This is a genomic window from Marinobacter antarcticus, from assembly GCF_900142385.1.
Lineage (GTDB): Bacteria > Pseudomonadota > Gammaproteobacteria > Pseudomonadales > Oleiphilaceae > Marinobacter > Marinobacter antarcticus.
This window is the reverse complement of sequence record NZ_FRAQ01000001.1, coordinates 1246568-1271727: the sequence shown is the minus strand read 5'-3', so window position 1 is coordinate 1271727 and position 25160 is coordinate 1246568. Positions and strand designations below refer to the sequence as shown.

At 55.1% G+C, this 25160-nt stretch carries 25 protein-coding genes; 14 read left to right on the top strand and 11 right to left on the bottom strand.

The genetic code is table 11. The features are described 5' to 3' along the window. Positions 1–191: 191 nt before the first annotated feature. On the top strand, positions 192–1724 hold the full coding sequence (locus tag BUA49_RS05940; RefSeq protein ID WP_072796281.1) for a cryptochrome/photolyase family protein: 1533 nt from the start codon (positions 192–194) through the stop codon (positions 1722–1724). Positions 1725–1733: 9 nt separating this feature from the next. Here BUA49_RS05940 and BUA49_RS05935 read toward each other — a convergent pair whose 3' ends face one another. After that, positions 1734–3422 carry an HAD family hydrolase gene (locus tag BUA49_RS05935; protein ID WP_072796279.1) on the bottom strand — a complete coding sequence of 563 codons (1689 nt, stop codon included), beginning with the start codon at positions 3420–3422 and terminating at the stop codon, positions 1734–1736. A 158-nt stretch (positions 3423–3580) separates the two neighbouring features. On the opposite strand from BUA49_RS05935, the gene BUA49_RS05930 reads away from it, so the two are divergent. After that, positions 3581–4486: a cation diffusion facilitator family transporter gene (locus BUA49_RS05930; protein ID WP_072796278.1), complete on the top strand. Its 906-nt coding sequence runs from the start codon at positions 3581–3583 to the stop codon at positions 4484–4486. A 32-nt stretch (positions 4487–4518) separates the two neighbouring features. On the opposite strand, the gene BUA49_RS05925 is transcribed toward BUA49_RS05930, so the two are convergent. After that, positions 4519–4977: a universal stress protein gene (locus BUA49_RS05925; protein WP_072796276.1), complete on the bottom strand. Its 459-nt coding sequence runs from the start codon at positions 4975–4977 to the stop codon at positions 4519–4521. Beyond that, entirely contained in the window at positions 4967–6577 is a 1611-nt protein-coding gene (locus tag BUA49_RS05920) for a BCCT family transporter (RefSeq protein WP_072796274.1), read from the bottom strand. The genes BUA49_RS05925 and BUA49_RS05920 overlap by 11 nt, the downstream gene beginning before the upstream one ends. 111 nt (positions 6578–6688) lie before the next feature. Here BUA49_RS05920 and cadR point away from each other — a divergent pair, with 111 nt between their 5' ends. Both cadR and BUA49_RS05910 read left to right on the top strand, forming a co-directional pair. After that, complete coding sequence (gene cadR, locus BUA49_RS05915; RefSeq protein ID WP_072796271.1) at positions 6689–7153, top strand: Cd(II)/Pb(II)-responsive transcriptional regulator; 465 nt, start codon at positions 6689–6691, stop codon at positions 7151–7153. 85 nt (positions 7154–7238) lie between these two features. Then, positions 7239–7886 carry a cation diffusion facilitator family transporter gene (locus BUA49_RS05910; protein WP_072796269.1) on the top strand — a complete coding sequence of 216 codons (648 nt, stop codon included), beginning with the start codon at positions 7239–7241 and terminating at the stop codon, positions 7884–7886. Here the strand turns inward: BUA49_RS05910 and BUA49_RS05905 are convergent. Further along, a complete protein-coding gene (locus BUA49_RS05905; RefSeq protein ID WP_072796266.1) occupies positions 7854–8354 on the bottom strand; it encodes a DUF6174 domain-containing protein in 501 nt (166 codons plus the stop codon). The genes BUA49_RS05910 and BUA49_RS05905 overlap by 33 nt on opposite strands. Next, entirely contained in the window at positions 8351–9970 is a 1620-nt protein-coding gene (locus tag BUA49_RS05900; RefSeq protein WP_072796264.1) for a M12 family metallo-peptidase, read from the bottom strand. The genes BUA49_RS05905 and BUA49_RS05900 overlap by 4 nt, the downstream gene beginning before the upstream one ends. A gap of 86 nt (positions 9971–10056) precedes the next feature. Here BUA49_RS05900 and rrtA point away from each other — a divergent pair, with 86 nt between their 5' ends. Further along, positions 10057–10665 (top strand): rhombosortase, encoded by a 609-nt coding sequence (gene rrtA / locus BUA49_RS05895; protein ID WP_084063496.1) that lies wholly within the window; start codon positions 10057–10059, stop codon positions 10663–10665. Here rrtA and BUA49_RS05890 read toward each other — a convergent pair. Beyond that, the gene (locus tag BUA49_RS05890; RefSeq protein WP_072796262.1) at positions 10634–11551 is read right to left on the bottom strand and encodes an AEC family transporter; all 918 of its coding nucleotides are present in this window, start codon (positions 11549–11551) and stop codon (positions 10634–10636) included. The genes rrtA and BUA49_RS05890 overlap by 32 nt on opposite strands. Positions 11552–11759: 208 nt before the next feature. On the opposite strand from BUA49_RS05890, the gene BUA49_RS05885 reads away from it, so the two are divergent. Continuing rightward, positions 11760–12461 carry a Crp/Fnr family transcriptional regulator gene (locus BUA49_RS05885; RefSeq protein WP_072796260.1) on the top strand — a complete coding sequence of 234 codons (702 nt, stop codon included), beginning with the start codon at positions 11760–11762 and terminating at the stop codon, positions 12459–12461. 105 nt (positions 12462–12566) lie between these two features. Continuing rightward, positions 12567–12926, top strand: a complete 360-nt coding sequence (trhA, locus tag BUA49_RS05880) for a PAQR family membrane homeostasis protein TrhA (protein WP_407656657.1) — start codon at positions 12567–12569, stop codon at positions 12924–12926. Here trhA and BUA49_RS05875 read toward each other — a convergent pair. Beyond that, the gene (locus BUA49_RS05875; RefSeq protein WP_072796258.1) at positions 12879–13442 is read right to left on the bottom strand and encodes a Yip1 family protein; all 564 of its coding nucleotides are present in this window, start codon (positions 13440–13442) and stop codon (positions 12879–12881) included. The two genes, trhA and BUA49_RS05875, sit on opposite strands and share 48 nt — an antisense overlap. A gap of 533 nt (positions 13443–13975) precedes the next feature. On the opposite strand from BUA49_RS05875, the gene BUA49_RS05870 reads away from it, so the two are divergent. Next, positions 13976–15568, top strand: coding sequence for an MFS transporter (locus BUA49_RS05870; RefSeq protein WP_072796256.1), 1593 nt, complete (start codon positions 13976–13978; stop codon positions 15566–15568). A 172-nt stretch (positions 15569–15740) separates the two neighbouring features. Then, entirely contained in the window at positions 15741–16511 is a 771-nt protein-coding gene (locus BUA49_RS05865; RefSeq protein WP_072797701.1) for a SpoIIAA family protein, read from the top strand. 78 nt (positions 16512–16589) lie between these two features. Here the strand turns inward: BUA49_RS05865 and BUA49_RS05860 are convergent, their stop codons facing one another. Continuing rightward, positions 16590–18095 (bottom strand): MFS transporter, encoded by a 1506-nt coding sequence (locus BUA49_RS05860; RefSeq protein ID WP_072796254.1) that lies wholly within the window; start codon positions 18093–18095, stop codon positions 16590–16592. 44 nt (positions 18096–18139) lie between these two features. Further along, positions 18140–18601, bottom strand: coding sequence for a universal stress protein (locus BUA49_RS05855; protein WP_072796252.1), 462 nt, complete (start codon positions 18599–18601; stop codon positions 18140–18142). 294 nt (positions 18602–18895) lie between these two features. Between BUA49_RS05855 and BUA49_RS05850 the strand changes: the two genes are divergently transcribed. Further along, the gene (locus BUA49_RS05850) at positions 18896–20257 is read left to right on the top strand and encodes an MFS transporter (RefSeq protein ID WP_072796250.1); all 1362 of its coding nucleotides are present in this window, start codon (positions 18896–18898) and stop codon (positions 20255–20257) included. A 95-nt stretch (positions 20258–20352) separates the two neighbouring features. After that, positions 20353–21207 carry an ion transporter gene (locus BUA49_RS05845; protein WP_072796248.1) on the top strand — a complete coding sequence of 285 codons (855 nt, stop codon included), beginning with the start codon at positions 20353–20355 and terminating at the stop codon, positions 21205–21207. Here BUA49_RS05845 and BUA49_RS05840 read toward each other — a convergent pair. Then, entirely contained in the window at positions 21163–21540 is a 378-nt protein-coding gene (locus BUA49_RS05840; protein WP_072796247.1) for a SirB2 family protein, read from the bottom strand. The genes BUA49_RS05845 and BUA49_RS05840 overlap by 45 nt on opposite strands. Positions 21541–21666: 126 nt before the next feature. Here BUA49_RS05840 and BUA49_RS05835 point away from each other — a divergent pair, with 126 nt between their 5' ends. The 3 genes from BUA49_RS05835 to BUA49_RS05825 all read left to right on the top strand — a co-directional run bounded on the left by BUA49_RS05835 (position 21667) and on the right by BUA49_RS05825 (position 24793). Next, on the top strand, positions 21667–22851 hold the full coding sequence (locus BUA49_RS05835; protein ID WP_072796245.1) for an NnrS family protein: 1185 nt from the start codon (positions 21667–21669) through the stop codon (positions 22849–22851). Between the two features lie 209 nt (positions 22852–23060). Beyond that, on the top strand, positions 23061–23570 hold the full coding sequence (gene fabA, locus BUA49_RS05830; protein WP_072796243.1) for a bifunctional 3-hydroxydecanoyl-ACP dehydratase/trans-2-decenoyl-ACP isomerase: 510 nt from the start codon (positions 23061–23063) through the stop codon (positions 23568–23570). 11 nt (positions 23571–23581) lie between these two features. Then, complete coding sequence (locus tag BUA49_RS05825; protein ID WP_072796242.1) at positions 23582–24793, top strand: beta-ketoacyl synthase N-terminal-like domain-containing protein; 1212 nt, start codon at positions 23582–23584, stop codon at positions 24791–24793. A gap of 6 nt (positions 24794–24799) precedes the next feature. Here BUA49_RS05825 and BUA49_RS05820 read toward each other — a convergent pair whose 3' ends face one another. Further along, positions 24800–25156: a helix-turn-helix transcriptional regulator gene (locus BUA49_RS05820; RefSeq protein ID WP_072796240.1), complete on the bottom strand. Its 357-nt coding sequence runs from the start codon at positions 25154–25156 to the stop codon at positions 24800–24802. Positions 25157–25160 lie beyond the last annotated feature (4 nt).

The window sequence follows — 25160 nt, the reverse complement described above, 5'->3', positions numbered from 1 at the left end:
GAGATGCGGGGCATTGTATGCCAGGCCGGTTGCGCGCATCTTGATGCGAGTCATCTTGACGAAGATCTGGATTTTATCAGCTTGGCGCTTGAACCACCCTTGTGCGCAAGGCGTATTCTGACTACCTCCTTTGGGTAACAATCTGCATGACCCTGAGGGCAAAATCCGCCACACCCCGGAGCTCACCCTTTATGGCAAACCTCATACTGATTCTTGGTGACCAACTGACAACCGATATCAGCGCTCTTGACGGGGCAGACCCCGGTCGCGACAGGATCGTAATGGCAGAGGTCCATGAAGAAGCCAGTTACACCAACCATCACAAGAAGAAGTTGGTTCTGCTGTTCAGCGCCATGCGCCACTTAGCGCGGCAACTGGAGAAAGACGGCTGGCAGGTGCACTACCAGAAATACTACCCGGAAAACACGCATCAAAGCCTGGAAGGCGTTATATCGGCGCAAATAGCAGACTTTCTTCCGGACAGAATCATCACCACAGAATGCGGCGAATGGCGCCTGCACGACCAGATCAGCCATTGGCAGGAGCGCCTTAAGGTTCCCGTAGAAATCCGCTCTGATGCCCGGTTTATTGCCAGCAAGAGTGAGTTTGCCGACTGGGCCGAAGGCCGAAAGCAGTTGCGTATGGAGTTTTTCTATCGAGAAATGCGCCGCAAAACCGGCCTGCTGATGACTCCGGACGGCAAACCAGAAGGCGGCAGCTGGAACTTCGACGCCGATAACCGGCGCAAATGGAGTGGAAAGCCACCCGCACCCGCGCCATTCAGGGTGGAGCCGGATGCAATAACCCGAGAGGTTATTGATCTGGTTGAGCAACATTTCTCCGACCACTTCGGTACCAGCGACGATTTTCACTTTGCGGTGACCCCCGAGGATGCACAAGAAGCATTGAATTACTTTGTCGAGTTTGCCCTGCCCTGTTTCGGTGACTATCAGGATGCCATGTCCGATAGCGAAGACTGGCTATTCCACTCGATCCTTTCGCCCTATATCAACTGCGGTCTTCTTGACCCTCTCACCGTCTGTGAAGCGGCCGCAAGAGCTTGGTACGCCGGACAGGCACCCATCAATGGAGTAGAAGGCTTTATTCGCCAGATTGTTGGCTGGCGCGAGTTCGTGCGGGGCATCTACTGGCTGAACATGCCGGGTTACGCCAAGGAAAACCGCCTGGGCAACACCCGCGCCCTGCCCTGGTTCTATTGGACCGGCGACACAAAAATGCGCTGTATGCACCAAGCCATAGACGCCACCCGGCGCAACGCCTACGCTCATCACATTCAGCGGCTGATGGTAACCGGCAACTTCGCCCTGCTGGCAGGCGTTAAACCGGAGGAAATATGCGACTGGTATCTGGCAGTCTACGCCGACGCCTACGACTGGGTGGAGTTGCCCAACGTGCTGGGCATGGTGATGCACGCCGATGGCGGATACCTGGGATCAAAACCCTACGCCGCCAGCGGCAAGTACATTCAGCGCATGTCTGACCACTGCGCCAACTGCCATTACAAAGTCAGCAAAAGCACCGAATCTGACGCCTGCCCGTTCAACTCTTTGTACTGGCATTTCATTGACCGGCACAGGGCTGAATTCGAGCGCAATCCCCGCATGGCCATGATGTACCGCAACTGGGACAAACAAAAGCCGGAGAAACGTGAAGCACTGCTCCAAAGGGCCGGCTACCTGCTGGAGCATCTGGACCAGCTCTGAACCACAATATCAGGGCGGCCCGATCTCGCATGCCAGCACCAGCGCCCAGAACTCAGAGAAGTCATTCACCACCACATCCGGCTTGTCAGGATGTTTGTGGGTGCCCGGAAATATCCGGTTTAGCCAGGGCAAATCCCACTGTGCACCATTAAAGAAAACGGACGTCATTCCCGCGCGCTTGGCCGCAATTACATCGGTGGTGCTGTCACCGACGTACCAGACGCTGGGGTCGGCCGGATAATCGAGTTTCTGTACCGCCAGCAGGAGCTGATCCGGATGCGGCTTGCGCAGGGGTGTGTCATCGCCGCAGACATCCACATCAAACAGCTCCGCCCAGCCGGTGTCTTCGACAGCGGCCAGTTCATGCTCGAAAAACTCCCGGTCGCGGTTGGTGATCACGCCCACCTGAATATTGAGGCATCGCAATCCCTCCAGCACCGCCCGGACTTTTGCTTCAAAGGCTTTTACTGTGCCGTAGTGATTGCGGTAATGATTGTTAAACGCCTTATGTGCAATTTGCTTGGCTTCCTGATCATCACCAAAGAGCACTTCAAAAATATCGGTTCGAGAGATCTTCCGGTCGGCTTTCACCTTGGGATGAAGCCTGGCAAATTCACGCACGTAGGCCACCAGCTTCGCGTCTTCAGGGGTCTTACTATCTTCAGGTGCCAGCATTCGCTGCATCAGCCCGAGTTTGTGGAAATCCGGGAACATGTCATCCACCGCGTGATACATGGCATCGAGCGTATCCACAAGCGTTGCGTGCCAATCAAACAGCACCACTTCCGGGCGGACGAGCTTGACCACGGCTGGGTGCCAGTCCGATTCTATGCGGGGCTCCGGACGAGCCGGCGGAGGAAAGGGGTTGGGGCGAACTTCTGCTGGGGAATGCAGAAATTTCGCAGGCTCATCACGCTCTATCAGCGCAAGCAGGTCCATCAACTCTTCAAAGCTGTCGAGCACGGCCAAGGGCTCATCGCGCCGTGAGAACCAACTGCGGATGCGCTCCGCCTCCCATTGGGCACCGTTATAAAATATACCGGAAACCCCGGCACGGCTTGCGGTAAGCATGTCTACATAACTGTCACCGACATACCAGGCGCGTGCATCTGCAGGAAGGTTCAGTTTCTCCAGAGTCCTGCTGATTACCTGCGGATCCGGCTTGTATTCCGTGACGTCGTCGGCGCATACGGTTACTTCAAACAGATGCTGCCAGCGACCCTCATCAACGATTTTCAGTTCTTTCTCGAGAAACTCCCGGTTTCTGTTGGTTGCTACTGCCAGACGGACACCCATGGCTCGCAGCGCACAGAGATATTCGTAAGCACCCGGCTGAAATGGTCGGACTTGCCCGAAGTAGCACCGGTAAGCCTGATTATATGCCTGGTGGGCAATCAGTCTGGCCTCTTTATTGTCACCAAAAATCGCGTTGAAAATGTCGCTCCGTGACACCCGACGCTCCGCGAGAATGCGCGGGTGCAAGCGCCGGAAAATGCGGATGTAGCGAACCAGTCTCGCATCATCTTCAGTGCGGCACTGCTCTTCCAGCAGCAGCTGATCTACCAGTCCCAGTTCTTCGAGCTGTGGCAACATGTCTTCCATGGCACTGAACATGGCGTCGTGTGTATCCACCAGAGTCCCATGCCAGTCGAATATCAGCACCGAGGGCGCACTCAGGCCCTCTCTCAAGCGATCCATAAAAAATCCTCTGGCGTTTCAGAAACGTATAAGTGCTGCCCATCAGTTAACGCCATATTGGCCAAATGTACAAAAACCGAATCAAATGTGACTTGACCCTGTATCAGCTACAGGGTTTTTACTGACGCAAACTCACTTCATCAGTTCAGGGCGCGCTCATGCACAACCACAGTCACGGCCACAGCCACGCGGAGCACTTTGACACCCATAACCGTGCTTTTGCCATTGCTGTCTTTCTCAACCTGGGGTTCGTGTTTATTGAAGCCGTTTACGGCGTGCTCGCCGGTTCCCTCGCACTGCTGGCGGATGCCGGGCACAATCTGAGCGATGTTCTGGGGCTGGTTATGGCCTGGGCCGCAAGCTGGCTGGCTGGCCGAAAAGCCACAGATCGCAATACCTACGGCCTCAAGAAAACCACCATTCTGGCGGCTCTGTTCAACGCCCTGTTTCTGATTGCTGCCGTCGGAGGTATTGCCTGGGAAGCCATTCGCCGGTTCAGCGATCCCGCCGAAGTAGCAGGACTGACGGTAATCGTTGTGGCGGGCATAGGCGTGCTGGTCAACGGCATTACCATGCTGCTGTTTCTCAAGGGCCAGCAGGGTGATCTGAATATTCGCGGGGCATTCCTGCACATGGCGGCCGATACCATGGTATCGGTGGGCGTGGTGATTGCCGGCGTGATTATTATGGTTACTGATGCGCGCTGGATTGATCCGGTGGTCAGCCTGGTGATTGCGGTGGTGATTTTTATCGGCACCTGGCGACTGCTGAAAGACTCCATGAGCCTCGCAGTAGATGCGGTACCCAAAGACATCAACCCGGGTGAGGTTGTTGAAAATCTGCAGTCCTTGCCCGGTGTTGAGTCGGCGCATCACTTGCATATCTGGGCGCTAAGCACGACAGAAAATGCCCTGACCGTGCACCTTGTAAAACCGGATTCCGGAGACGACGATCAAGTGATTGAACAGGCTACTCACATGCTCAACCACGATTTCAACATCCAGCACGTGACCATTCAGTGGGAACGGGCAGGTACCGGGTGCCCAAGCGCTTCAGGTTGCTAAAGTGCCTCTAGCACCTGAAGTGCTGAGCCGCTTTAGCGGCTGTCTTCGGTTTCTTCAGGCACTTTCACGAGCGCTGGCAGAATAAGTGCCGCGCAGGGTGCGTTAACGGCCACATATTCTACCGTGGCCCGGCGCATCGGCCAGCGGCTGCTGGCGCCTCTGGACACCAGGATAACCAGGTTCGCACCGATATTGGCAGCCAGCGCCACCAGTTTTTCACCTGGAGTACCGGCTACGACATGGAGGCTAGCGCTGTACTTCATGGGCAGGTATTTGCGCGCCAGCAGACTAAGCCGTTCCCTCACCTCGTTTTCCCGGTCTTCCGGGGTTTCTGCGGTAACATGGGGGAAAAACCCGGCACCACCGGGATCGAATATCGTGGCCAAGTGCAGCTCACCGTCTTCGTCCAACAGCCTTACGCCCTCTTCCAGCGCCCGCTTGCCCTCGCCATCGTCTTCGGAATCTATGGCTAACAGTATTTTACGGTACATCCTGGCTCTCCTGTTCTTCCTGTTTCGGCACGGCGACGGCTTCTACCTCCGGGAAGGCACGCCCCTGCACAAGTTCGCTGACGGAATACCCGCGATAGTCCGCTCTCAGCGCCCGGAATAGCGAAACCGCCATAAAAATCAGTAATATGCAGAACGGCAGCCCCAGAGAGGTAATCACGTTCTGCAGCGCATCCAGCCCGCCTGCCAGAAGCAGGGTTGCTGCAATGACACCCTGAGCAACAGCCCAGAAAATCCTCTGGCGCACCAACGAAGGTTGATCGTCCCGACGGGTGAGCATATCAATAACCAGAGACGCGGAATCGGATGAGGTTGTGAAGAAAATAACGATGATGATAACGCTCAGCAACGAGGCCACATTCGCCAGTGGGAAAGCCTCAAGGAACGCGAAAATGGCCACCGAAGGATCCTGCTGAACTTGTTCTGCCAGTGCCACCGTCCCGTCCATCTCAACATGGATGGCGGAGAGCCCGAACACACCAAACCAGACCAGGGTAAAAACGGTCGGCGCGAACAGCACACCGGCGACAAACTCCCGGATAGTCCGGCCCCGGGAAATCCGGGCAATAAAGATACCCACATAAGGCGCCCAGGTAATCGTCCAGGCCCAGTAGAACAACGTCCACTGGCGCTGCCAGTCCGACTCGGTATACGTCTGGGTCCAGAATGACAGCCAAGGCAGAGCGCTAAAGTAATCACCAATGCTCTGAACCATTCCCTCTGCAATGAAAACCGTTGGCCCTATCACCAATACAAACAGTATCAGCAGCAGCGCCAGCACAATGTTGATCTGGGATAAACGGCGCACGCCCTTGTCCAGCCCCAGGGCCACTGACGTCGCGGCAATGCTGGTAATCACGGCAATCAACAGCACCTGAACCCACCCTGTTGATGGAACGCCAAACAAATAAGACAGACCGCTGTTAAGCTGCAAGGTGCCAAGCCCGAGAGAGGTAGCCACACCGAACAGGGTGCCCAACACTGCTATCACATCCACGGACCAGCCCCAGGGGCCGTATATCCGCTCACCCAGAATCGGGTAGAACAGGCTGCTGATGCGCATAGGGAGGTTGTGGCGGTAGGAAAAGTAAGCGATGGCCAGCCCGGGCATGGCAAAGATCGTCCAGGTGTGCAGGCCAAAGTGATAAAGCGCTACAGTCATGGCGTCACTGGCCGCGCGGTCGCTGCCGGCAATGACGCCCTCAAACGGTGGATTGGCAAAGTGGGAAACCGGCTCCGCTACGCCCCAGAACATCAGAATGGTGCCAATGCCGGCGGCAAACAGCATGGTAAACCAGGTGAGATTGGAATAATCCGGCCGGGAATCATCAGCGCCCAGACGGATACTGCCATAACGGCTGACCGCAAGCCCGAGCAGGAACAGCAAAAGCGAGGTAACAGAGAGTATATAAAACCAACCGAGGTTTTGCGCAACCCAGGCCGTCAGAGCGCCAAAGATATCCGCAACGGCCTGGTCAAAAGGTATGGCAAACGCAACAAACAGTGCCGCCACCCCTGCGGATGTAAAAAACACACCGGGTATTGTCTGCAGTCCAAGCAGGCGTTGCAGCCGCTCCAGCAAGGTGATTCTCCCCGTTAATGTTCACAAATGATAAGATGCCCCCCTACCATAGCGAAAACGACTCCATCCCGACACCGACCAGATCAATAATAAGCAGGAAGTGCAGATACGATGAAAATCGGTGAAATATCCAAGCGCTCGTGCGTTCCCGTGGAAACCATCCGGTACTACGAAAAAATCGGCTTGCTCCCCAAGCCGGATCGGGAAACCAGTGGTTATCGAGCCTATCGTAACGCACACCTGGACCGCCTTTTATTCATCAAACGCTGTCGTAATCTTGATATGGCTCAGGACGAGATCCGTGAACTGATTCGGCTTTCCGAAAATCCCGAAGCAGACTGTCACGCAGTCGACGCTCTTCTGGCCCTCCACCTGGAGCATGTGCGCGATCGCCTGAAGGAGCTCTCAAGCCTCGAAAAAAACCTGCAGCAACTGCAAAGGGCCTGCTCGGATGCAGGTACAGTGCAGGAGTGCGGCATTCTGGACGGGCTAAGCTCGGAACTGGAGGGGCTGCATAGCAAAATCAGCGACCACGAGAACCACGTGCCGGGAACTCACAAGCCGGGTAAAAGCTAAGATTCCGCAAAAACTGATCGTCTGATGTTGACCCTATAGTAGCTACAGGGTTTTTAATACAAGCCTGCCTGTAAAGGAGGGGTTTATGCCATGTAGTTGCTCTGGTCCAGAACCGCGATTCCCGGCTCCGGGCTTTCGTCGCGCGCTCTGGATTGCTTTATGGGTGAACCTGATCATGTTTTTCGTGGAAGGTGTCGCCAGCTTGCAGTCTGGATCCGTTTCGTTGATGGCAGACGCCATCGACTTCTTTGGCGATAGCGCTAACTATATTCTGTCACTTTCGGTTCTGTCCCTGGGCATGCTCTGGCGTGGCCGCGCGGCCATGATTAAAGGCATCACCATGGCAGTATTCGGCACGGTCGTCTGGGCGCGTGCACTCTGGGTAGTGGAGCAAGGCACCACCCCCGAACCTTTTACCATGGGCACAATTGGCCTGCTGGCTCTGATTGCTAACGTGGGCGTTGCCTTTATACTTTTCCGGTTTCGGGACGGTGACTCTGATATGCGATCGGTATGGCTATGCAGCCGGAATGACGCCATCAGCAATCTGGCCGTAATGGCCGCTGCTCTGGGCGTTTTCGGAACAGGAAGCGCCTGGCCGGATCTTGCTGTCGCCGCCATTATGGGTACTTTGGCGATCACGGCCGGCATCAGCGTGGTGCTGCATGCCCGACAAGATATTGGTGATGCGAAACAGGCGTCAGCGGGCGGCGCCAGCCCGGAAGTCCGATAACTCGTACTGATACTCATCGTCGGCAATCATTTCATGCCCGTCGTAATCAATATACCGAGGGAAACCGTAGCGGGCATCGTAATCTACGTTCAACTTGTGAACGTCCCGCTGCGTTGACTGCTCGATGAACTCGAACAGGCCGACAATGGTCAACCTGCTAGCGGTAAGCTGGCCTTTGTCTTGAATGGGTTGTTCAAGACCCTTTACGTCGACCAACTTACCGTCGACAACCGTGACGCGCATTGGCTGGCGCAGACCCGCCGTGCAGAAACAGTTCTGCTGAACCGTGACCTGATAACTGACAATGTTTTTATCGCTCCACAGCGCCTGAGCCTCACCAAGGGTTTCAGGCGCCTCCCCAGCTTTTTCCGCAGAGGCGTCTGGCACAACCGTGCCGCATCCTGCCAGCATCAAACCGAACAAGAGCACCTGTAGGCGTTGCGTTGGCATCCGGAACTCTGCCATCATTTGAACAGCCTCCGGCGAGAGGCCACCGCAAGCGCGCCCACCAGAAGCCACATCCAGTGGACCGCACCACCACCGCCATTACTGCTACCGGATCCGGAACCGCTATTATTAGTTGTTTCAGTCGCTGTGCCGCCATTGCCTGGTTCTTCGGGCATGATGGGCTCAATTTCGGCAAGGGCAATCTGTGTCATCAGTTCGTTGTTCCACGGCTGAATATCTTTCACTTCACCGCTGTTGCTGATCAGTGTTGCGTTCTGCAGCAGGTTGAATGTTGGCAGGGTGCCTGCCTCGGCTTCGATACTCAATATTAACCCTGTTCGAGCGCTCACTCCGGCACAGTTAAAGCCGTCCGCGTTGGCGCCGGTCAAGGTGCACGGATTACCGTTAAAACTGACGCCCAGCAAGCGGCCTTCACCCTCGCCAATTACGCCGCCAACCGCGATACGATCCGCTTTTTCAAGGGCAGCGTCTTGGTAGTCAATACGGAAATTCGCCTGAAATGTCGCGCCCTGATCGACTTCGGCAGGGTTGCCATTCGCCGCCAACAGAGAAACATCCGCCGGGAAGTTAAAGCATTGTTCAACAGTTCCAAGCGATGAAATCTTGCTAGTCACTGACTCGTACGAGCAACTTGAGAAACTGCTCACATTGCGACCCACGTTGGGGCTCATTATGTATTCATTCTGGGGACATTCTGACCTTTGAGTGACGTCGTGACTTGCACCGAGGTTGTGGCCAATCTCGTGCGCCACTATCAATGCGGTTACAGCATTGTCGCTAAGCGCATTGGTAACACCTGAGGCGTAACCACTGCCGCCACACAGAGTTCCAACATAGGCAACTCCGGCCGTGCTTCCGTTGAAGTCCCGACCGCTAATAAAATGGAAAATGGACTGATCACTTTGCAAAAAACCGATACTGTCGGCCGCGCGCTTGTCCCTGACATCTGAGAGCAAATCGCCAGCTTCTGTTGTGTTGCTGAATAACCCGTCCTGGGCACTGTCGAGAAACGTCAGCGACAGCGTATCGAAGATAATTCCGAACTGGTCTTTGTAGAATCCCTCAACCATATTCAGAATAGCGCCTGCACGCTCTTTCGGTTTCGCAAAGCGGTCCTGAAACTGCTTATCAAACGCCAATTCCAGCTCCAGCATCAGGCAGGCGCCATCCACCTTGTCGGCACAGAGCGTGTCGTAGTTGGCGGAGACGGCCTGAGCCATCGCGGGGCCGATCAGACTGTCGGGCGTAATCAGCGCCTGACCATGAAGGTGATCCAAACCACACTGAGGAGGTTCTTCAATCTGGCTGAAGCTGAATGTGGCCGGCCTTTCTCCGCCACCAATGGTGTGCATGCGTCCGAATGCGTAGGCCATACCTTCCCAGCCCTTGTCGAGGCGGGAAATACGCACCCAGCTGCCCGGATCGTCCGGAAAAAAGCCCTCATAGTGTTCGCCTTCGGTGGCGACAAACCGCTGGTTCCGTTCCAGGTGTGCATCGTAGCGGTGGCCGTCGATCCAGACCGGTTGAACCATACTGGCCCTGGCAGCTGCGGGCATCGTCCACAGGAGGGCCAGAAAAATGACGGACACAACAATGGGTATAAACTTGAAAGGCATGGTAAAACTCTACATCAAACGGTTTTTCAGGAATTTACCGAATACTCGGCTGACCTGCTATAGAGGTTGCGTAACTTTATGTGTTTATGACAACTGAGTCCCGAATTCAGCCACTCCCCTGCTGGCGACGCTTTATCATATTGGCGACCGTGCTGGGCGCGGGCGCGTTCTTGCCGCCAGCACTGCTCGAATGGTCTCGCAGCGGCCTGGCAAACGCTGAGTACTGGCGACTGGCGACCGGCCACTGGGTTCATCTTGGCGTGAGGCATTTGGCGCTCAATCTCGCCGGGCTAATGATCGTCGGCTTGCTGTTTAAGCGCCATCCACCTTTACCTGAGTGGACTGGCTATCTGCTTATCTCGCCGTTTGCCATATCCCTTGGACTCTTATGGCTGGCTCCGGATCTGGCCTGGTATCGGGGTTTTTCGGGATGCCTGCACGGGCTGCTGGTTTTTACAGCGCTCTTCAACCTCAAATCAGAGCAGCGATGGAGCCTTTTGGTGCTGGGATTTGTGGCGTTCAAACTGGTAGCGGAGAACGCTTTCTACACTCCGTCCGTGGAGAATCCTTTCATCGGTGGTCGAGTGGTTCACCAGGCGCATTGGCTTGGCGCACTCGCCGGAACCATTGCGGGTTTTCTGGCGACCCTGATGGAAAAGCGATTTAGAAGGCCAGCGAAATCATCACCGGAATGAACGCCAGCGCAAACAGCGTGGTCAGCATTACCGTACCTGCGGCCTGCCGGGGAGAGGTATCCAGCAACGTCGCGATAACAACCGTGTTAGCTGCAATGGGAGTAATGGAAATCAGGAAGATGACCTTGTGCACAGCCGGCTCGTAAATGCCAAGAACCTGTGAATCCAGCCACCAGAATGCCGTTGCCACCAGCGGCCAGACCACGAACTTGCCGAAAAATGCCAGTGCAGTAAACCGCACGTTGCCTGCCAGCCCACGGAAACTGGTAATGCTCATGCCAATGATCATCATGCCCAGAATGCTGTAGGCGCCGCGCAGGTTATCGAAAAGCGGCATAAACACATCGGGAATGCTGATACCCGAAAGGTTGAGGGTTACAGCCGCCAAAAATGCATAGACCGAAGGCAGCTTGGCAACCCGCCACAGAGACTCTTTCAGGTCGTACCGCCCGCGGGCAGCCAGGTAGAACCCCACCGAGTTTTCAAACAGGGTGGTACCCAGCATACAAACGATATAAAGCCCCAGCCCTTCTTCGCCGAACAACAGCAACGCCACCGGTACACCGAAATAACCCGTGTTGCCCGACCCCACACACAACGGAATGATGTTGGCACTGCCATCGGAAAGCACTCGCCGCGCCAGTTTAAGCTGCAGAATTCCCAACACCGATGAAAGCCCGAACACCAGAAACGGCAGAAAGATCACTTCCGGGGAAAGCGGAGCCGCCATCACACCGGAGAACACCACCGAGGGCGTCATAATATAAAGCATGATACCCGCAATATGCTTGCCACTGGCCTCCAGGTAGCGGCCCGCCACCCAGCCGAGAGCAACCGTGACATAAAGCGGAATCAGCTTGATAAACAACGCCAGCGCTGCGGCCATGATGGCTCCGGACATCCGAGTTCAGGAAAAACAGGCCGCGAAGTCTAGCATCTACATCTCTGGAGGTAACTCCCCACGCCGCGCCTCACAAGCACCAAAACCATCAAGCCTATATCGAGCCAGTGAAAAAGCCTTAATGATTTAAGTCATTTGAGAAGATGTCTTTCTGTTACCATAATTGCCACATTATTTTCACAGCACCGACGCCATGACCCGCACTTTCAGAACCGACGTGTCCTCCTCGCCCTGCATGTTGGGGGGAAACAACCCGGACATTATCCAGCAGGAACCAGCCCCGTCATCAGTAGCACTGCTGAGCGGACTGAGCCGTGTATTCGGAATAAGACTGAACGAAAAGCAGGACACCCCTGACACACGGTTTCTAAGCGACCTCACCCGACTGTTTCACCAGCGCAGAGTCGACGCCGAAACCCAGATGGAAAAGCACGATACCCCTTGGGCCAACGTTTACCTGATCCAGTACGGCATCATGCGCCTGTTCCGGGAAGCGCCCAGCGGCAAGGTTGCAATACATCACTTTTTTACCGAAGGCGACATGGTCTGGCCGGTCTTCGGCCGCAGCCGCACAGTACGCAACACCCTGTGCCTCACCACCGTCACTCCCGCCACCGTCTGGGTTGCCGATTTTGCCGCGTTCCGAGCCGCCATTCAGTCCCATGGCGAAGGCCTCTGGCCACAGTTTGCAATGGCCCTGACCGAAGAACTGGCGGAGCTGACCAGCATGCGGGAATTCCGCAAGCAAACCATGTCGGCGAAAGAGCGTTATCAGCTGCTGCTTGAAGAGTATCCGGAACTGGTAAGACGCGCGCCGGATAACCAGCTTGCCTCCTGGCTTGGCGTAGTGCCCGCAACATTCTCCCGGCTCAAAACCGGCGCAATCAAGAAATGACAACACTGCGTCGGCGGCCCAAGCTGAAAATACCTTGAAAACCCTCGAGCACTGCGCCATTTTCTGCTGATTGCCGGCACCTACACGCCTTTTCTGCTGGTCAACATGCGCGGAACCGTTGGGTGGACACTGTTTGCGATCATCTGGTCGCTAGCTGTCACGGGCGTGGTGCTGAAAGTCATCTTTGCAAACCGCTTCGAACTGGCTCGAATAGGCATTTATATAGCCATGGGCTGGCTGATTGCATTTGCCTTTTCAGACCTGATGGCCAACCTCAGTGAAACTGCGCTGACGCTCACTGTTGTGGGAGGCATTGTCTACACCGCCGGCGTCGCCTTCTATCTGATGGATCGGATTCCATACATGCATGCATGTCTGGCACCTGTTTGTGATCGGCGGCAGCGCCCAGGGAGTCTTTTAAAATGCCCAGACCATAGCCATCAAAAGGCTCCAGGCGAGCAATGAAGCCGCCATAACTGTATAGGTTGCGGACATTGTGAGAACGTCGTCCGGGGTGCGACCGCACACGGACCTCAGGCCCTGATAAACCAGAGTGCATGACAGCGCCGTAGCAGCCAAAACCACTATCACACTGAACGCCACGGCGGGCACGAGCAGCGCCAGCGACGACAGCCACAGCGGAAGGGGCGCAATTGCGGCAAGCAGATAGGCATTGTTGTAGCTGATCTCCAGTTTGTGGCTCTCCGCCACGGCGTGAATCAGCCAGCCCATTACAAAGAACGTCAACAGTTCTGCGAGGAAGAGAATGGTGGTGATAAAGCGCCATTCCTTGCCTCCAAACCCCGCAATAAATTCATCGCCGTAATGGGTTCCTGCGTAGTAAAGCAACACAGGAGGCAAGAGCGACATGGGCACCACAATAAACCAGGCAAGCATAGGTATGGATAACTGTCTGCGCTGGAGTTCACCCCAGCCTCCATTGCTGGAAAACGGAAGTTTAAGCAAGCTCGAAACGTTCATAATGTATCTCCTTTTTCTCTGACGGAGACATATGCCTCAGAGAACTGCACCTGCAATATTATGATGACTTCCATTTATTCCTTTTAGGCGCATCACGCCAAACCGTCAATCAACCGGGATGACCTTGAACAAGTCAGGCGACAGCCGCTTCGGTGTCACCTTTCGGCGCACCTGAGCTTGCTATGGCTCTCCGCCAGCTTCTGGGCACTGGCCTATCTGTGGGTAACCGTAGGACTCTGCATTCTCGCCAGACACGCGCAAAACCGCAGGAAATGAGTGGCTACCTCTCCTGCGCCAATCGCGAGAATGATTACCTATTTGGTGATATCACACTCACAAGACATTGAAAAATAGAGATTTAAATACAAGAAACACTCATCTTGTGAAAGACCTTTAACACACATCTATCCGAACAACCTTTTCCTTGATAAATATCATGAATGAACATGCGCTTCGCTTTGCACAATGGTGTCGAGAAGCCCGGAAACCGCGCCCAATGCGGCTCAGGGCACGCTAACCGAGGGAGCATTGTTATGGCTAAAACCAACGCCGACATCGAACACTGGGATGTCGAAAGCGAAGAATTCTGGGAACGGGAAGGCAAGCGTATTGCCTCCCGTAACCTGTGGATATCCATTCCCAGCCTGCTGATGGGTTTTGCGGTATGGTTGATGTGGGGAATGATCACCACCCAGATGAAGAACCTGGGTTTCTCGTTCAGCATCGAACAGCTTTTCACACTCTCGGCAATTGCCGGTTTGTCTGGCGCTACTCTGCGGATTCCGGCGTCGTTCATGATCAAAATTGCCGGTGGGCGCAACACCATATTTCTGACCACAGCCCTACTGATGATTCCTGCTGCCGGTACCGGCATTGCACTGATGAATCCAGATACACCGTTCATTGTATTTCAGGCTCTTGCACTGCTATCCGGCATAGGTGGCGGCAACTTTGCCTGCTCCATGAGCAACATCAGTTCCTTCTATCCCAAGAGCAAGCAGGGCTTCGGTCTGGGAATGAACGCCGGCCTCGGCAACTTCGGTGTCACCACCATGCAGGTAGTGATACCACTGGTGATGACCGTCGGCGTTTTCGGCGCTCTGGCTGGCGACCCGATGCAACTGCAGAGCCCAAGCGGCACTCTGATAGGCCGTATTGAAGCGGGCACCGACACCTGGATTCAGAACGCAGGTTTCATCTGGCTGGTTTTCCTGGTCCCCCTGGCCTTCGCTGGCTGGTTTGGAATGAACAACCTGAAAGTCGTCACCCCGAACCCCGGCAACCCTGCGTCTGCCTTTGGCAAGATCCTCGGGCTATACGGCGTTGGCATGCTGACTTCCATTGCCGGCGTGTGGGCGCTCAGCATCATGAGTATGTGGCTGGCTCTGCCGCTGACCATCGTTCTGACTGTGGTTCTGCTGCGCCTGATCCCTGGCGACATCAAGCCCAACATCAAAAACCAGTTTGCGATATTCAGCAACAAGCACACCTGGTCCATGACCGTACTGTACATTCTGACATTCGGCACTTTTATTGGCTTTTCCGCCGCCTTGCCCCTGTCCATCAGCGTTATTTTCGGCAACATGATGGATGTGGCCGCTGACGGCACCGTCACACGTATAGTGAACCCCGACGCACCAAGCGCCCTGACCTGGTCCTGGATTGGCCCTCTGGTCGGAGCCCTGATTCGCCCTGTGGGTGGCTGGATTTCCGACAAGGTAGGTGGCTCCATTGTCACCCAGATCATCTCCGCCATCATGGTGGTTGCCTCCGTGGCTACCGGTTACGTGATGATGCTGGCCTACAACTCTACCGACCCCAACAGTCTGTTTGCGCTGTTCATGATTCTGTTCATCGTGATCTTCGCCGCCAGCGGCATCGGCAACGGCTCCACCTTCCGCAGCATTGGCTATATTTTCAACCAACAGCAAAAAGGCCCCGTACTGGGCTGGACCAGCGCCATAGCCGCCTACGGCGCCTTCATTGCGCCCAAGCTGCTGGGCCAACAGATCCAGGCAGGAACTCCTGAAGTGGCTATGTATGGCTTCGCAGTGTTCTATGCGCTTTGTCTGGTCGTGAACTGGTGGTTCTATCTGCGCAAAGAGGCCTACATCAAGAACCCGTAATCCCATGATTTAAAATTATCATCGATATCTGAAACTCGCCCGGGAGGAATCCCGGGCGAGTTTTTTGTTCTGTACAAAGGCTTCCCGATGACGACTGCCCCCGGATAAATAATCCATGGCTGGTTTACACTGTCTGGAGCACCTCAAATTTAACCGAACCGAGGACAGAGCAATGTTGCAACAAGTCTCGGCCCCAGATCATGTCATTGCCTTATCGCTTGATGGAAAGCTGACCGGTGAAGATATTCGGGCATACCAGAGTATCTTTGAAAGAAAGCTGCAACAGCGCCCACAGGTAGGCGTTTATGTCGACCTCACAGCGCTGTCTGACATGAGTGCAAACGCCCTGGTTGAAGGCGCCAAGGCTGACATGGAGCTATTCAGCCACACAAGCCAGCTGAACCGATGTGCTTTGGTGTCAGATAAAGAGTGGCCGCAAACGATTGTCTCTTTTGCGCAACAACTATTCCCGGTGTTAGACATTAGGATTTTCCCATCCAGCCGGAGTGAAGAGGCACTGATATGGGCAGCAGACACCTCCGCGGCACCTGTAAGGAAGGGAGCCGCCATCCGATTTCTGCCAACCACCAAGGACAACGTGCTCGCCTTTGAGGTTGATGGCGTAATGTCATCAGAGGAAATGCCCGGCGTGATCAGGAAACTGGAAGACTTCTTTGCGGGCCAAAGCAAGGTGCGGCTGCTCAACCGGATGAAGCATTTCGGTGGCTTCGACCCGTCCATCCTCATGCAGAGCGGTCTCTTCTCAATGAAGCTATCTGCTATGGAAAAGGTCGAACGGTACGCCATTGTCGGGGCACCCGGCTGGATGCGAAAGGTAATTGACACCATGAATCCGTTTTTCCCCGATATCGACATGCAGACTTTCCCGGCAGATCGGGAAGATGATGCCTGGGCATGGCTTGAGGCCGAACCGGTAAAGTGACACACCTGCGCTAACGAAAAAGCCCCGTCAGGATCACTCCGGGCGGGGCTTTTTCAGTACTGCTTTGTGTATTGAGTATCAGGTCTGACCAAGCGCCGCCTGGCGACTGCGCTCTTCGTCTTCGATCTGAAGGTCTACAGAGGACACCTCGTACTCTTCAGCAAAGCCGGACTCCGGCTCTTTCAGCCATAACATGCACAGCAGCCAGCTCACAAAGGCGCCGCCAGCAATGATGAAGAAGAACTGGCTTGGTGTTACGAAGGTAAAGATGGTCAGGTAAACCACCGCACCGACGTTGCCATAGGCACCCGCCATACCTGAAATCTGCCCGGTCAGACGGCGCTTGATAGACGGGATAATACCAAAGGTTGCGCCCTCTGCACCCTGAACAAAGAAAGACGTAAACACAGTGATACCCACGGCAATGATCAGCGGCCAGCTGGAGTTAAGCAGCCCCATTAGCGCGAAGCCAACCGAAATACCAAACATGTAGCTGAGCATCACAAAGCGACGGTTACCCATACGGTCGGAAACCATGCCACCCATGGGGCGGGCAACCAGGTTCACAAAAGCGAAGGACGCTGCAACCATACCTGCGGCGGCGGCACCCAGGCTCCAGGTTTCCTCGAAGAACATCGGTAGCATGGAGACAACCGCCAGCTCTGCACCAAAGTTGGCAAAGTAGGTGCTGTTCAGCGCTGCAACACTGTTGAACGGGTACTTGTCGTCCTCGGGCACGCCCTTTTTCAGGATAGGCACGTTCACCCTTAGAATCTGCACAACCTGATAACACACAATCGCAACAATCACTAAGTAGCTGATCACCGCACCGGTCATACTCAGGTAACCCATATTCTGGATACGCCATACCAGAATGGCCAGAACGCCAACCAGAGGAATGGTCCACAGAATCAGTTTGACCATGTCGCCCCAGGTGCTGACTTCCAGCGCGGTCGCTTTACGCGGCTTGCGATGCACGGTTCCAACAGGGCCATCGGTAACGGCAAACCAGTAGTACACACCGTAAAGCGCCATCACAATAGCGCTCTGGGCAATAGCCCAGCGCCAGCCATCGTCGCCGCCGTACATTTGCAGAGCAATGGTGGGTAGGGTCAGCGCCGCCGCTGCGGAACCAAAGTTACCCCAGCCTGCGTAGAAACCCTCGGCAAAGCCAATGTCGCGGGGCTTGAACCACATGGCTGTCATGTGGATACCTACCACAAAGCTGGCGCCTATGGAGCTGAGCACCAGACGGCTGACCAGCAGCTGTGTCATGGTGTTGCCAAATGCGAAGGTAAGGGCCGGAATTGACATCAGAACCATCAGTATCGAGAACACCCGTCGCGGGCCAAAACGGTCAAGAGCCATGCCGACAATGATGCGCGCGGGGATTGTCAGCGCAACGTTGCAGATAGCGAACAGGCGCAGATCGTCCGGGGTCAGCCAGTCCACGCTCTTGAGCATGCTGGACGCCAGCGGCGCCATGTTGAACCACACGTAAAAAGTAATGAAGAAGGCGATCCAGGTCAGGTGGAGCGCCTTGATCTCCGCATTTTTGAAATGGAATACATCTGCAACTTTCATGTAAGCCTCCGAGGGCTTTCAGGTCATTTCGGCACCGGCTGCTGTTAACGGCTAGGCAGGATCAATAAGGGGCACTGAATACGGCGGGCAAGAAAGGAGCTCACGCTGCCAAAGGTCATGTAATCCAGCTCATCGACGAAATAGGTCAGCGAGCGGGCAATGAATCCGCCATCCGGCTCATGGCTGTGGCGTGCGATAACCAGCATATCAGGATGAATTTTCTTCTCGGCGGCATAAAGCAGCATCTTGCGGGCATCGCCATCCAGAAGCAGCGTTTCTGCAGCAACTTCCTCTTTCTCGCAGACCGCCTGCGCCTCAAGAAGATTCCGTTTAAGTTCAGACAACTCTTCCTGAAACATGTCTTCGTTACCGGCGGTGATGTCCCTGGGGTTTTCTGCCACAGCCACCAGGGTGATCTGTGGTTTCAGCTCGCGGAACATCGTAATCGTCTGGGCCAGTGCCAGTTTTGCGTTCCTGGAGCCGTCGTAGGCAATCATGATTTTCATAGCAATCTCCGAAGGCGGCAATGCCACGCACAGGCAGCGCGCCAATTGATATTGGTCAGCATTAGCCCACACTCCACACCTGCGTATAATTGATTCAAATCAAGACTTACGGCGGGTACCCCACCAGAGCGATCAAGAGTCTACCCCCCAGGGCATGAATCCCTGTCAGCGCCTACCACCAGCTCACCCTGCTGGAGGTACCTCCAATGCTTTCACCCGGAAAAACCGGGTTTTGGTATGGTTGCAGAGACTATAGATACAGGTCGGTAAATGCAGACAGGGAGGGCCACCATAATGATTTCACCAACCAGGCCGCAGCAGAACCGCGCACTGGGCCTTTCCACACTGGCTTTCACGCTCTGTTTCGCTGTATGGACGATTTTTTCCATTATCGGCATCCGCCTTGCCGAAGATTTGAATCTTTCGGACACCCAACTTGGCCTGCTGATGGCCACACCCATCCTGACCGGTTCAATCAGCCGGCTGTTCCTTGGTATATGGACTGATCGTTACGGCGGGCGCTGGGTATTCGGCATACTCATGCTGACAACATCAGCCTGTGTTTACCTGCTGACCTTTGCCACTACCTATCCCATGCTACTGGTTGGTGCACTGGGAGTTGGCCTTGCCGGTGGGGCGTTCATTGTGGGCGTGGCCTATACCGCTGCCTGGTTTGAACCCGCTCGCCAGGGCACGGCTCTGGGCATCTTCGGCGCGGGCAACGTCGGCGCCGCAGTAACCAATTTCGGCGCACCCTTTTTGCTGGTGGCTTTTGGATGGGAAACCACCGCCCAGATCTATGCGTCTGTGCTGGCGGTTATGGGTGTTGTTTTTATCCTTCTGGCAAAAGAAGACCCGGTTTCTGCTGGCCGTAAGGATGGCGAGCAGCAACGTTCGTTTATGGAGCAGATGGAACCGCTGAGGGATCTGCGGGTCTGGCGCTTTGCTCTTTACTATTTTTTCGTATTCGGAGCCTTTGTGGCTCTGGCATTGTGGCTGCCACACTTTCTGATTGGCGTTTACGGCCTGGACATAAGAACCGCCGGCATGATCGCCGCGCTCTACACCATTCCGGCATCCCTGTTCCGCATTCTGGGTGGCTGGATGTCCGACCGCTTCGGCGCGCGGCGTGTGATGTACTGGACCTTTATCGCATCGGTCGTCTGCACCTTCCTGCTGAGTTACCCACCTACAGATTACGTGGTACATGGCATCGACGGCGACGTTCGCTTCCGACTGGAAATGAGCCTGCCGGTGTTCGTGGCGCTGATTTTCACCCTGGGCTTTTTTATGTCCCTCGGCAAAGCGGCCGTTTACAAACACATACCTGTTTACTACCCCACGCATGTGGGTGCTGTTGGTGGCGTAGTCGGAATGATTGGCGGGCTGGGCGGGTTTATCCTGCCACTCACCTTTGGTGTTCTGAATGACATTACGGGCATCTGGCAGAGCTGTTTTATGCTGATGTTCATAATTGCTACTGCCGCACTGGCCTGGATGCATTACGCCATCCGCTCTGTCGAACGGGTCGAGTGGGCAGCAAATCAGGAACAGACTGATTTGCCGGAACTGGCATCACCACAACTCTTCTATCCGCTAAACCGGAAGCACAGCCAAGACAGCGGCGCGGGGTCACCACTAAAAAAAGGGAACTGATGTACGTTTCTTGAAATCTCTGTAACAACGCTGTTCCAGCGCTGGCCGGGCTATTAGAATCCACACACCCGTTTTCACCTGGAGCAGTAAAGACCATGTCCCCGGATATGTCCCCCGTTGCCGGCTTCAACCAGTTGCGCCGAATTGAGTCCAGCACGCTCTTTCAGGGCGTGGTTATTGCCATTATCATTCTGTCTGCTCTGACCATAGGCGCTAAAACCTATGATCTGCCGCCTCTGGTTGAGCAGTCCCTGAGCGTTATGGATACTGCCATCACGCTGTTTTTCCTGATCGAGATCCTGTTCCGCTTTACCGCCAGCCCCGTGAAGCGGCGCTTTCTGCTGGACGGCTGGAACCTGTTTGACACGCTGGTGGTGGTTGGCAGCCTTATCCCTCTGGATAACTCCGAAGCCGTCCTGCTTGGGCGGCTGTTACGGGTCTTCCGGGTACTGCGTCTGGTCTCGGTGGTGCCTGAACTGCGCTTCCTGATCAATTCCCTGCTCAAAGCCATCCCGCGCATGGGTTACATCGCGCTTCTGATGTTTATCATTTTCTACATCTATGCGGCAATTGGCTCCATGCTCTTTGCAAGCGTCGACAGTGAACTGTGGGGCGATGTCGCCATAGCCATGCTCACACTGTTCCGGGTGGCCACATTCGAGGACTGGACGGATGTGATGTACGCCACGATGGAGCAATACCCACTGAGCTGGATCTATTATCTGACTTTTATTTTCCTGACGGCTTTCGTGTTCCTGAACATGATGATTGGTGCGATTCTGGAAGTCATGAGCGAGGAGCAAAACGCCAAACAGGCTCAGCAAGCTCACGATGAACGCGATGAAATTACGCGCCAGTTGCGAGACGTGCAGAGCCAGCTCGCGGAATTGGTCAGTTACACCAAATCAGAACAGAACGGGTTTGGTCATCGCAAGGTGGAAGATGAATGACACCTGCAACAGGGCCAGAACCGCGGCAACAACACGAACGGGGAGCGATGCAGTGACCTTCAGTGCAAAGAGGCCGGCCGCTATATAGCCCAGCAACAAGAATATTTTGGCCAACAACCAGCCCTGGGTGAGCGGGTTCCAGCCTCCAACAAACAGTAGGCTGACAGCAGCCACCAGCAGCACTGTGTCGTTGGCGTGAGGGATCCAGCGCAGCGGGGTCTGACGCCAACCCGGCCTTCCCACGGCATCCAGCAACAGTCGCAGCGTGAACAGGATGACCGTCAGGTAAGCTGTGGTCATGTGGAGGTGTTTCAGGATTACGTATGTACTCATGAATTATTCCATTGCGAATCAGAACGATAGCGGCATTGTACGCAAACATACCCCCAACCGGGTATGTTATTTCCGCCCGCAGGCGTTTAACATATAATTAACATATATGTATTAGCAGGACCCAGCATGCAGGCCATTCCTACATCCGCTCAAGCCGATTCCGCCAGCGTAAGCCAGCTTTTCAGCTACCCATTCCGCATTTTCTTTCTGTCGATGGCGCTGCTGGCGCTTCTGGTCATCCCACTCTGGGTTTTACAAGTAACCGGTGTCATCAACCTGCCTCTGGCTATGCCGGGGCTATTCTGGCACCAACACGAGATGCTGTTCGGCTTTCTGTCTGCGGCCATAGCCGGCTTTCTGCTGACGGCCGTCTGTGTATGGACTCAGACTGAACGCACTCATGGTTTCAGGCTCGTCTTGCTATGGAGCGTTTGGCTGGCAGGGCGACTGCTTATGGCCCTGGGTGCTGATTTGCCAGACTGGCTGGTTCAGGGCTTCAATCTGGCCTTCCTGCCGCTGGTGATGTTGGATGCCGGGTGGCGGATATGGCACGCAAGGCAGAAGCGCCAGCTTATGATTCTGGTGGTTCTGGGGCTTTTATGGCTGATGCAGATAGGATTTGTTACCCGCCTGAATATGGCTTTCAGCCATGGCGCGCTGATTATGGCCATGGCACTTATCAGTATTGTTGGCGGGCGCATCACGCCCGCGTTTACAACCGGCTGGCTGCGTCAGCACGGATTGGATGCCCGCGCAGTAAAGACCATTCCGGCGCTGGATATGGCCACGCTGTTTTCCATGATTCTGCTAACGGCATCGCTGGTGACAGGTTGGCAAACCCTAACAGGTATTCTGGCAATCATAGCCGGCACCCTCATGCTGGTGCGTATTGCCAACTGGAAAGGCTGGCTGGCGCGCAAGGAGCCTTTGTTGTGGGCCCTGCACCTGGCTATCCTCTGGGTGCCGGTCGCCCTGTACCTTCTCGCGGGCACGATTTTCGCGGGCTGGCCATCAAACGCCTGGAGCCACGCGGCAGGCACAGGCGCCATCAGCTGCCTCATTCTGGGAGTAATCGCCCGGGTGACACTCGGCCATACGGGGCGCCCTCTGGTACTGCCAAAAGGCATGGTTATCGCGTTTATTGCCATCCAACTGGCGGCTTTTATCCGCGTGCTTACCGCGTTTGATATTATTCCCTGGCACCCCGGAATCGGAAGCAGCACCCTGCTCTGGATTTTCGCCTACGGCATGTTTCTGGTGCGCTACACAAAAATACTCGCAAGCCCCAGGCCAGATGGCCTCGCAGGCTGAGAGGCTGCGCTGTCTTTTCCCGTGCAGGAAAAAAGAGGGCAGGTTCGTGGGAAACCTGCTCTTTTTTTATTCTGTGACGCCTCTTGAAGACCATCCGACACTTGCAACTGCATCGTTTAAACGTTAATTATCAACTAATGGTCAATAGCGACTCGCGAAAAAACAGCTAAAGTATCAGCAAATCATTCTGTAACAGAGACAATGGCACTATGAACCCGGATCATTTTGACAAAGAAGACCTGATTAAATGTGGTCATGGCAAACTTTTCCCGGGCGCCACGCGGCTGCCCATAGATGAGATGCTGATGGTCGACCGTGTTACCCACATATCCACAGAAGGCGGCCTTTACGGTAAAGGCAGTTTGGTGGCAGAGCTGGATATCAATCCGGACCTCTGGTTTTTTAAAGTGCATTTCGTCGATGACCCCGTCATGCCTGGCTGCCTTGGCCTTGATGCCATGTGGCAGCTGGTTGGCTTTTATTTGGCCTGGGGCGGCAGCGAAGGCAAAGGCCGTGCGCTAGGCGCCGGAGAAGTGAAATTCACCGGCCAGGTTCTGCCTACCAACAAAACAGTGCGATACCACCTCGACATCAAGCGTGTGATCAAGCGTAAACTTACGCTGGCCATTGCCGACGGACGCATGGAAGTGGATGGCAAGGAAATCTACACGGCCAAAGACCTGCGGGTTGGCGTATTCTCTTCCACTGATGATTTTTAGGAGCTAGCAAGATGCGGCGTGTTGTTATCACCGGTATGGGGATTGTCTCCAGCCTTGGCACAAACCAGAAAGAAGTAACCCGCTCCCTCAAGGAGTCTATTCCCGGTATCGGCTTCAGCGAAGAGGCCCGTGACAATGGTTTGCGCAGCCATGTTTGTGGCCAGATCAATCTGGATCTACCAGCACTGATTAACCGCAAGCTCTTGCGCTTCATGTGCCCGGCGGCTGCCTATACTTATCTCGCGGCCTGTGAGGCCATCGAGCAGGCGGGATTGAGCGAAGAGCACCTCACAGCTAACAGTACCGGTGCTATTTTCGGCACCGGCGGCGCATCAACCGTTGAACTGTTAGACGCCATCGATACCCATCGTGAAAAAGGCATCCGCCGGGTTGGCCCTTATCGAGTGCCCCGCACTATGGGCAGTGCAATCAACGCCTCTATCGCAACGGCGTTTGGCATTACCGGCCTCAACTATGGCATTACGTCGGCCTGCGCAACCAGCGCCCACGCTATTGGCCATGCCGCAGACCAGATTGCTCTTGGTCGCCAGGATGTCATGCTTGCCGGCGGCGGCGAGGACATTCACTGGACGCTGAGCCTGCTGTTTGATGCTATGGGTGCGCTTTCAACCAAGTACAACGACACTCCGGGAGTTGCATCACGCACCTACGATAAAGACCGGGATGGCTTTGTTATTTCCGGAGGCGGTGGCACCCTGGTGCTCGAAGCTCTGGAACACGCTGAAGCACGTGGAGCGACCATTCTTGCGGAGCTGGTTGGTTTTGGCGCCACATCAGACGGTGCAGACATGGTTGCACCCAGTGGCGAAGGCGCTGTGCGCTGCATGCAGCAAGCCATGAAAAATCTGGACGGCGAGATCAGCTACATCAACACCCACGGTACCAGCACTCCCGCTGGCGATGTGACGGAACTCAAAGCCCTGAAACAGACCTTTGGCGATAAAATTCCGCCACTAAGCTCTACCAAGCCTCTCTGCGGTCACGCACTTGGTGCAGCCGGCGTTCACGAAGCCATCTACAGCATGATTATGCAGAGGGAAGGCTTTATTGCACCGTCAGCCAATATCCAGAACCTGGATGAAGGCGCAGAAGGTTACCCGATTGTGCGCGAGCGACTGGATAACCAGAACCTGGATCTGGTCATGAGCAACAGTTTTGGCTTTGGCGGCACCAACGCCACGCTGGTGTTCAAAAAGCACTAATCGCGCTCAGGAAAACCTGACAGAGCGATATGCAGCCGGGGAAGTGCCCATCCAGCGCTTGAACGCCCGGCTGAATGCGCTCAGCTCTGAAAACCCAAGCTGTTCGGCAATTTCCACCAGCGGCTTGGTTTTATCCTGCATGTAAGTCAGCGCCTGCTTACGGCGCACATCTTCCAGCAGGCGGGCAAAGGTTAACCCCTCCCGCTTCAATTTCTTGTGAAGCGTGTACCGGCTCATGTGTAATTGCGACGCCACCACTTCAACACCCACCTTGCCACGGGCAAGCTGAATACTGATCAGCGAACTCACTCTGTTACTCAATGAAACCCGCACCACCTCTGCATCCAGAGGCTCTGATGCCATTCTG

Coding starts and splice junctions, on each gene's coding strand:
- BUA49_RS05865 (WP_072797701.1), top strand. CDS start 15,741: ATGTTGCAACAAGTCTCGGCCCCAGATCATGTCATTGCCTTATCGCTT.
- BUA49_RS05855 (WP_072796252.1), bottom strand. CDS start 18,601: ATGAAAATCATGATTGCCTACGACGGCTCCAGGAACGCAAAACTGGCA.
- BUA49_RS05900 (WP_072796264.1), bottom strand. CDS start 9,970: ATGCCTTTCAAGTTTATACCCATTGTTGTGTCCGTCATTTTTCTGGCC.
- BUA49_RS05885 (WP_072796260.1), top strand. CDS start 11,760: ATGACCCGCACTTTCAGAACCGACGTGTCCTCCTCGCCCTGCATGTTG.
- BUA49_RS05870 (WP_072796256.1), top strand. CDS start 13,976: ATGGCTAAAACCAACGCCGACATCGAACACTGGGATGTCGAAAGCGAA.
- cadR (WP_072796271.1), top strand. CDS start 6,689: ATGAAAATCGGTGAAATATCCAAGCGCTCGTGCGTTCCCGTGGAAACC.
- fabA (WP_072796243.1), top strand. CDS start 23,061: ATGAACCCGGATCATTTTGACAAAGAAGACCTGATTAAATGTGGTCAT.
- rrtA (WP_084063496.1), top strand. CDS start 10,057: ATGACAACTGAGTCCCGAATTCAGCCACTCCCCTGCTGGCGACGCTTT.
- BUA49_RS05850 (WP_072796250.1), top strand. CDS start 18,896: ATGATTTCACCAACCAGGCCGCAGCAGAACCGCGCACTGGGCCTTTCC.
- BUA49_RS05845 (WP_072796248.1), top strand. CDS start 20,353: ATGTCCCCGGATATGTCCCCCGTTGCCGGCTTCAACCAGTTGCGCCGA.
- BUA49_RS05825 (WP_072796242.1), top strand. CDS start 23,582: ATGCGGCGTGTTGTTATCACCGGTATGGGGATTGTCTCCAGCCTTGGC.
- BUA49_RS05875 (WP_072796258.1), bottom strand. CDS start 13,442: ATGAACGTTTCGAGCTTGCTTAAACTTCCGTTTTCCAGCAATGGAGGC.
- BUA49_RS05935 (WP_072796279.1), bottom strand. CDS start 3,422: ATGGATCGCTTGAGAGAGGGCCTGAGTGCGCCCTCGGTGCTGATATTC.
- trhA (WP_407656657.1), top strand. CDS start 12,567: ATGCGCGGAACCGTTGGGTGGACACTGTTTGCGATCATCTGGTCGCTA.
- BUA49_RS05940 (WP_072796281.1), top strand. CDS start 192: ATGGCAAACCTCATACTGATTCTTGGTGACCAACTGACAACCGATATC.
- BUA49_RS05905 (WP_072796266.1), bottom strand. CDS start 8,354: ATGATGGCAGAGTTCCGGATGCCAACGCAACGCCTACAGGTGCTCTTG.
- BUA49_RS05910 (WP_072796269.1), top strand. CDS start 7,239: ATGCCATGTAGTTGCTCTGGTCCAGAACCGCGATTCCCGGCTCCGGGC.
- BUA49_RS05820 (WP_072796240.1), bottom strand. CDS start 25,156: ATGGCATCAGAGCCTCTGGATGCAGAGGTGGTGCGGGTTTCATTGAGT.
- BUA49_RS05930 (WP_072796278.1), top strand. CDS start 3,581: ATGCACAACCACAGTCACGGCCACAGCCACGCGGAGCACTTTGACACC.
- BUA49_RS05835 (WP_072796245.1), top strand. CDS start 21,667: ATGCAGGCCATTCCTACATCCGCTCAAGCCGATTCCGCCAGCGTAAGC.
- BUA49_RS05925 (WP_072796276.1), bottom strand. CDS start 4,977: ATGTACCGTAAAATACTGTTAGCCATAGATTCCGAAGACGATGGCGAG.
- BUA49_RS05890 (WP_072796262.1), bottom strand. CDS start 11,551: ATGGCCGCAGCGCTGGCGTTGTTTATCAAGCTGATTCCGCTTTATGTC.
- BUA49_RS05860 (WP_072796254.1), bottom strand. CDS start 18,095: ATGAAAGTTGCAGATGTATTCCATTTCAAAAATGCGGAGATCAAGGCG.
- BUA49_RS05840 (WP_072796247.1), bottom strand. CDS start 21,540: ATGAGTACATACGTAATCCTGAAACACCTCCACATGACCACAGCTTAC.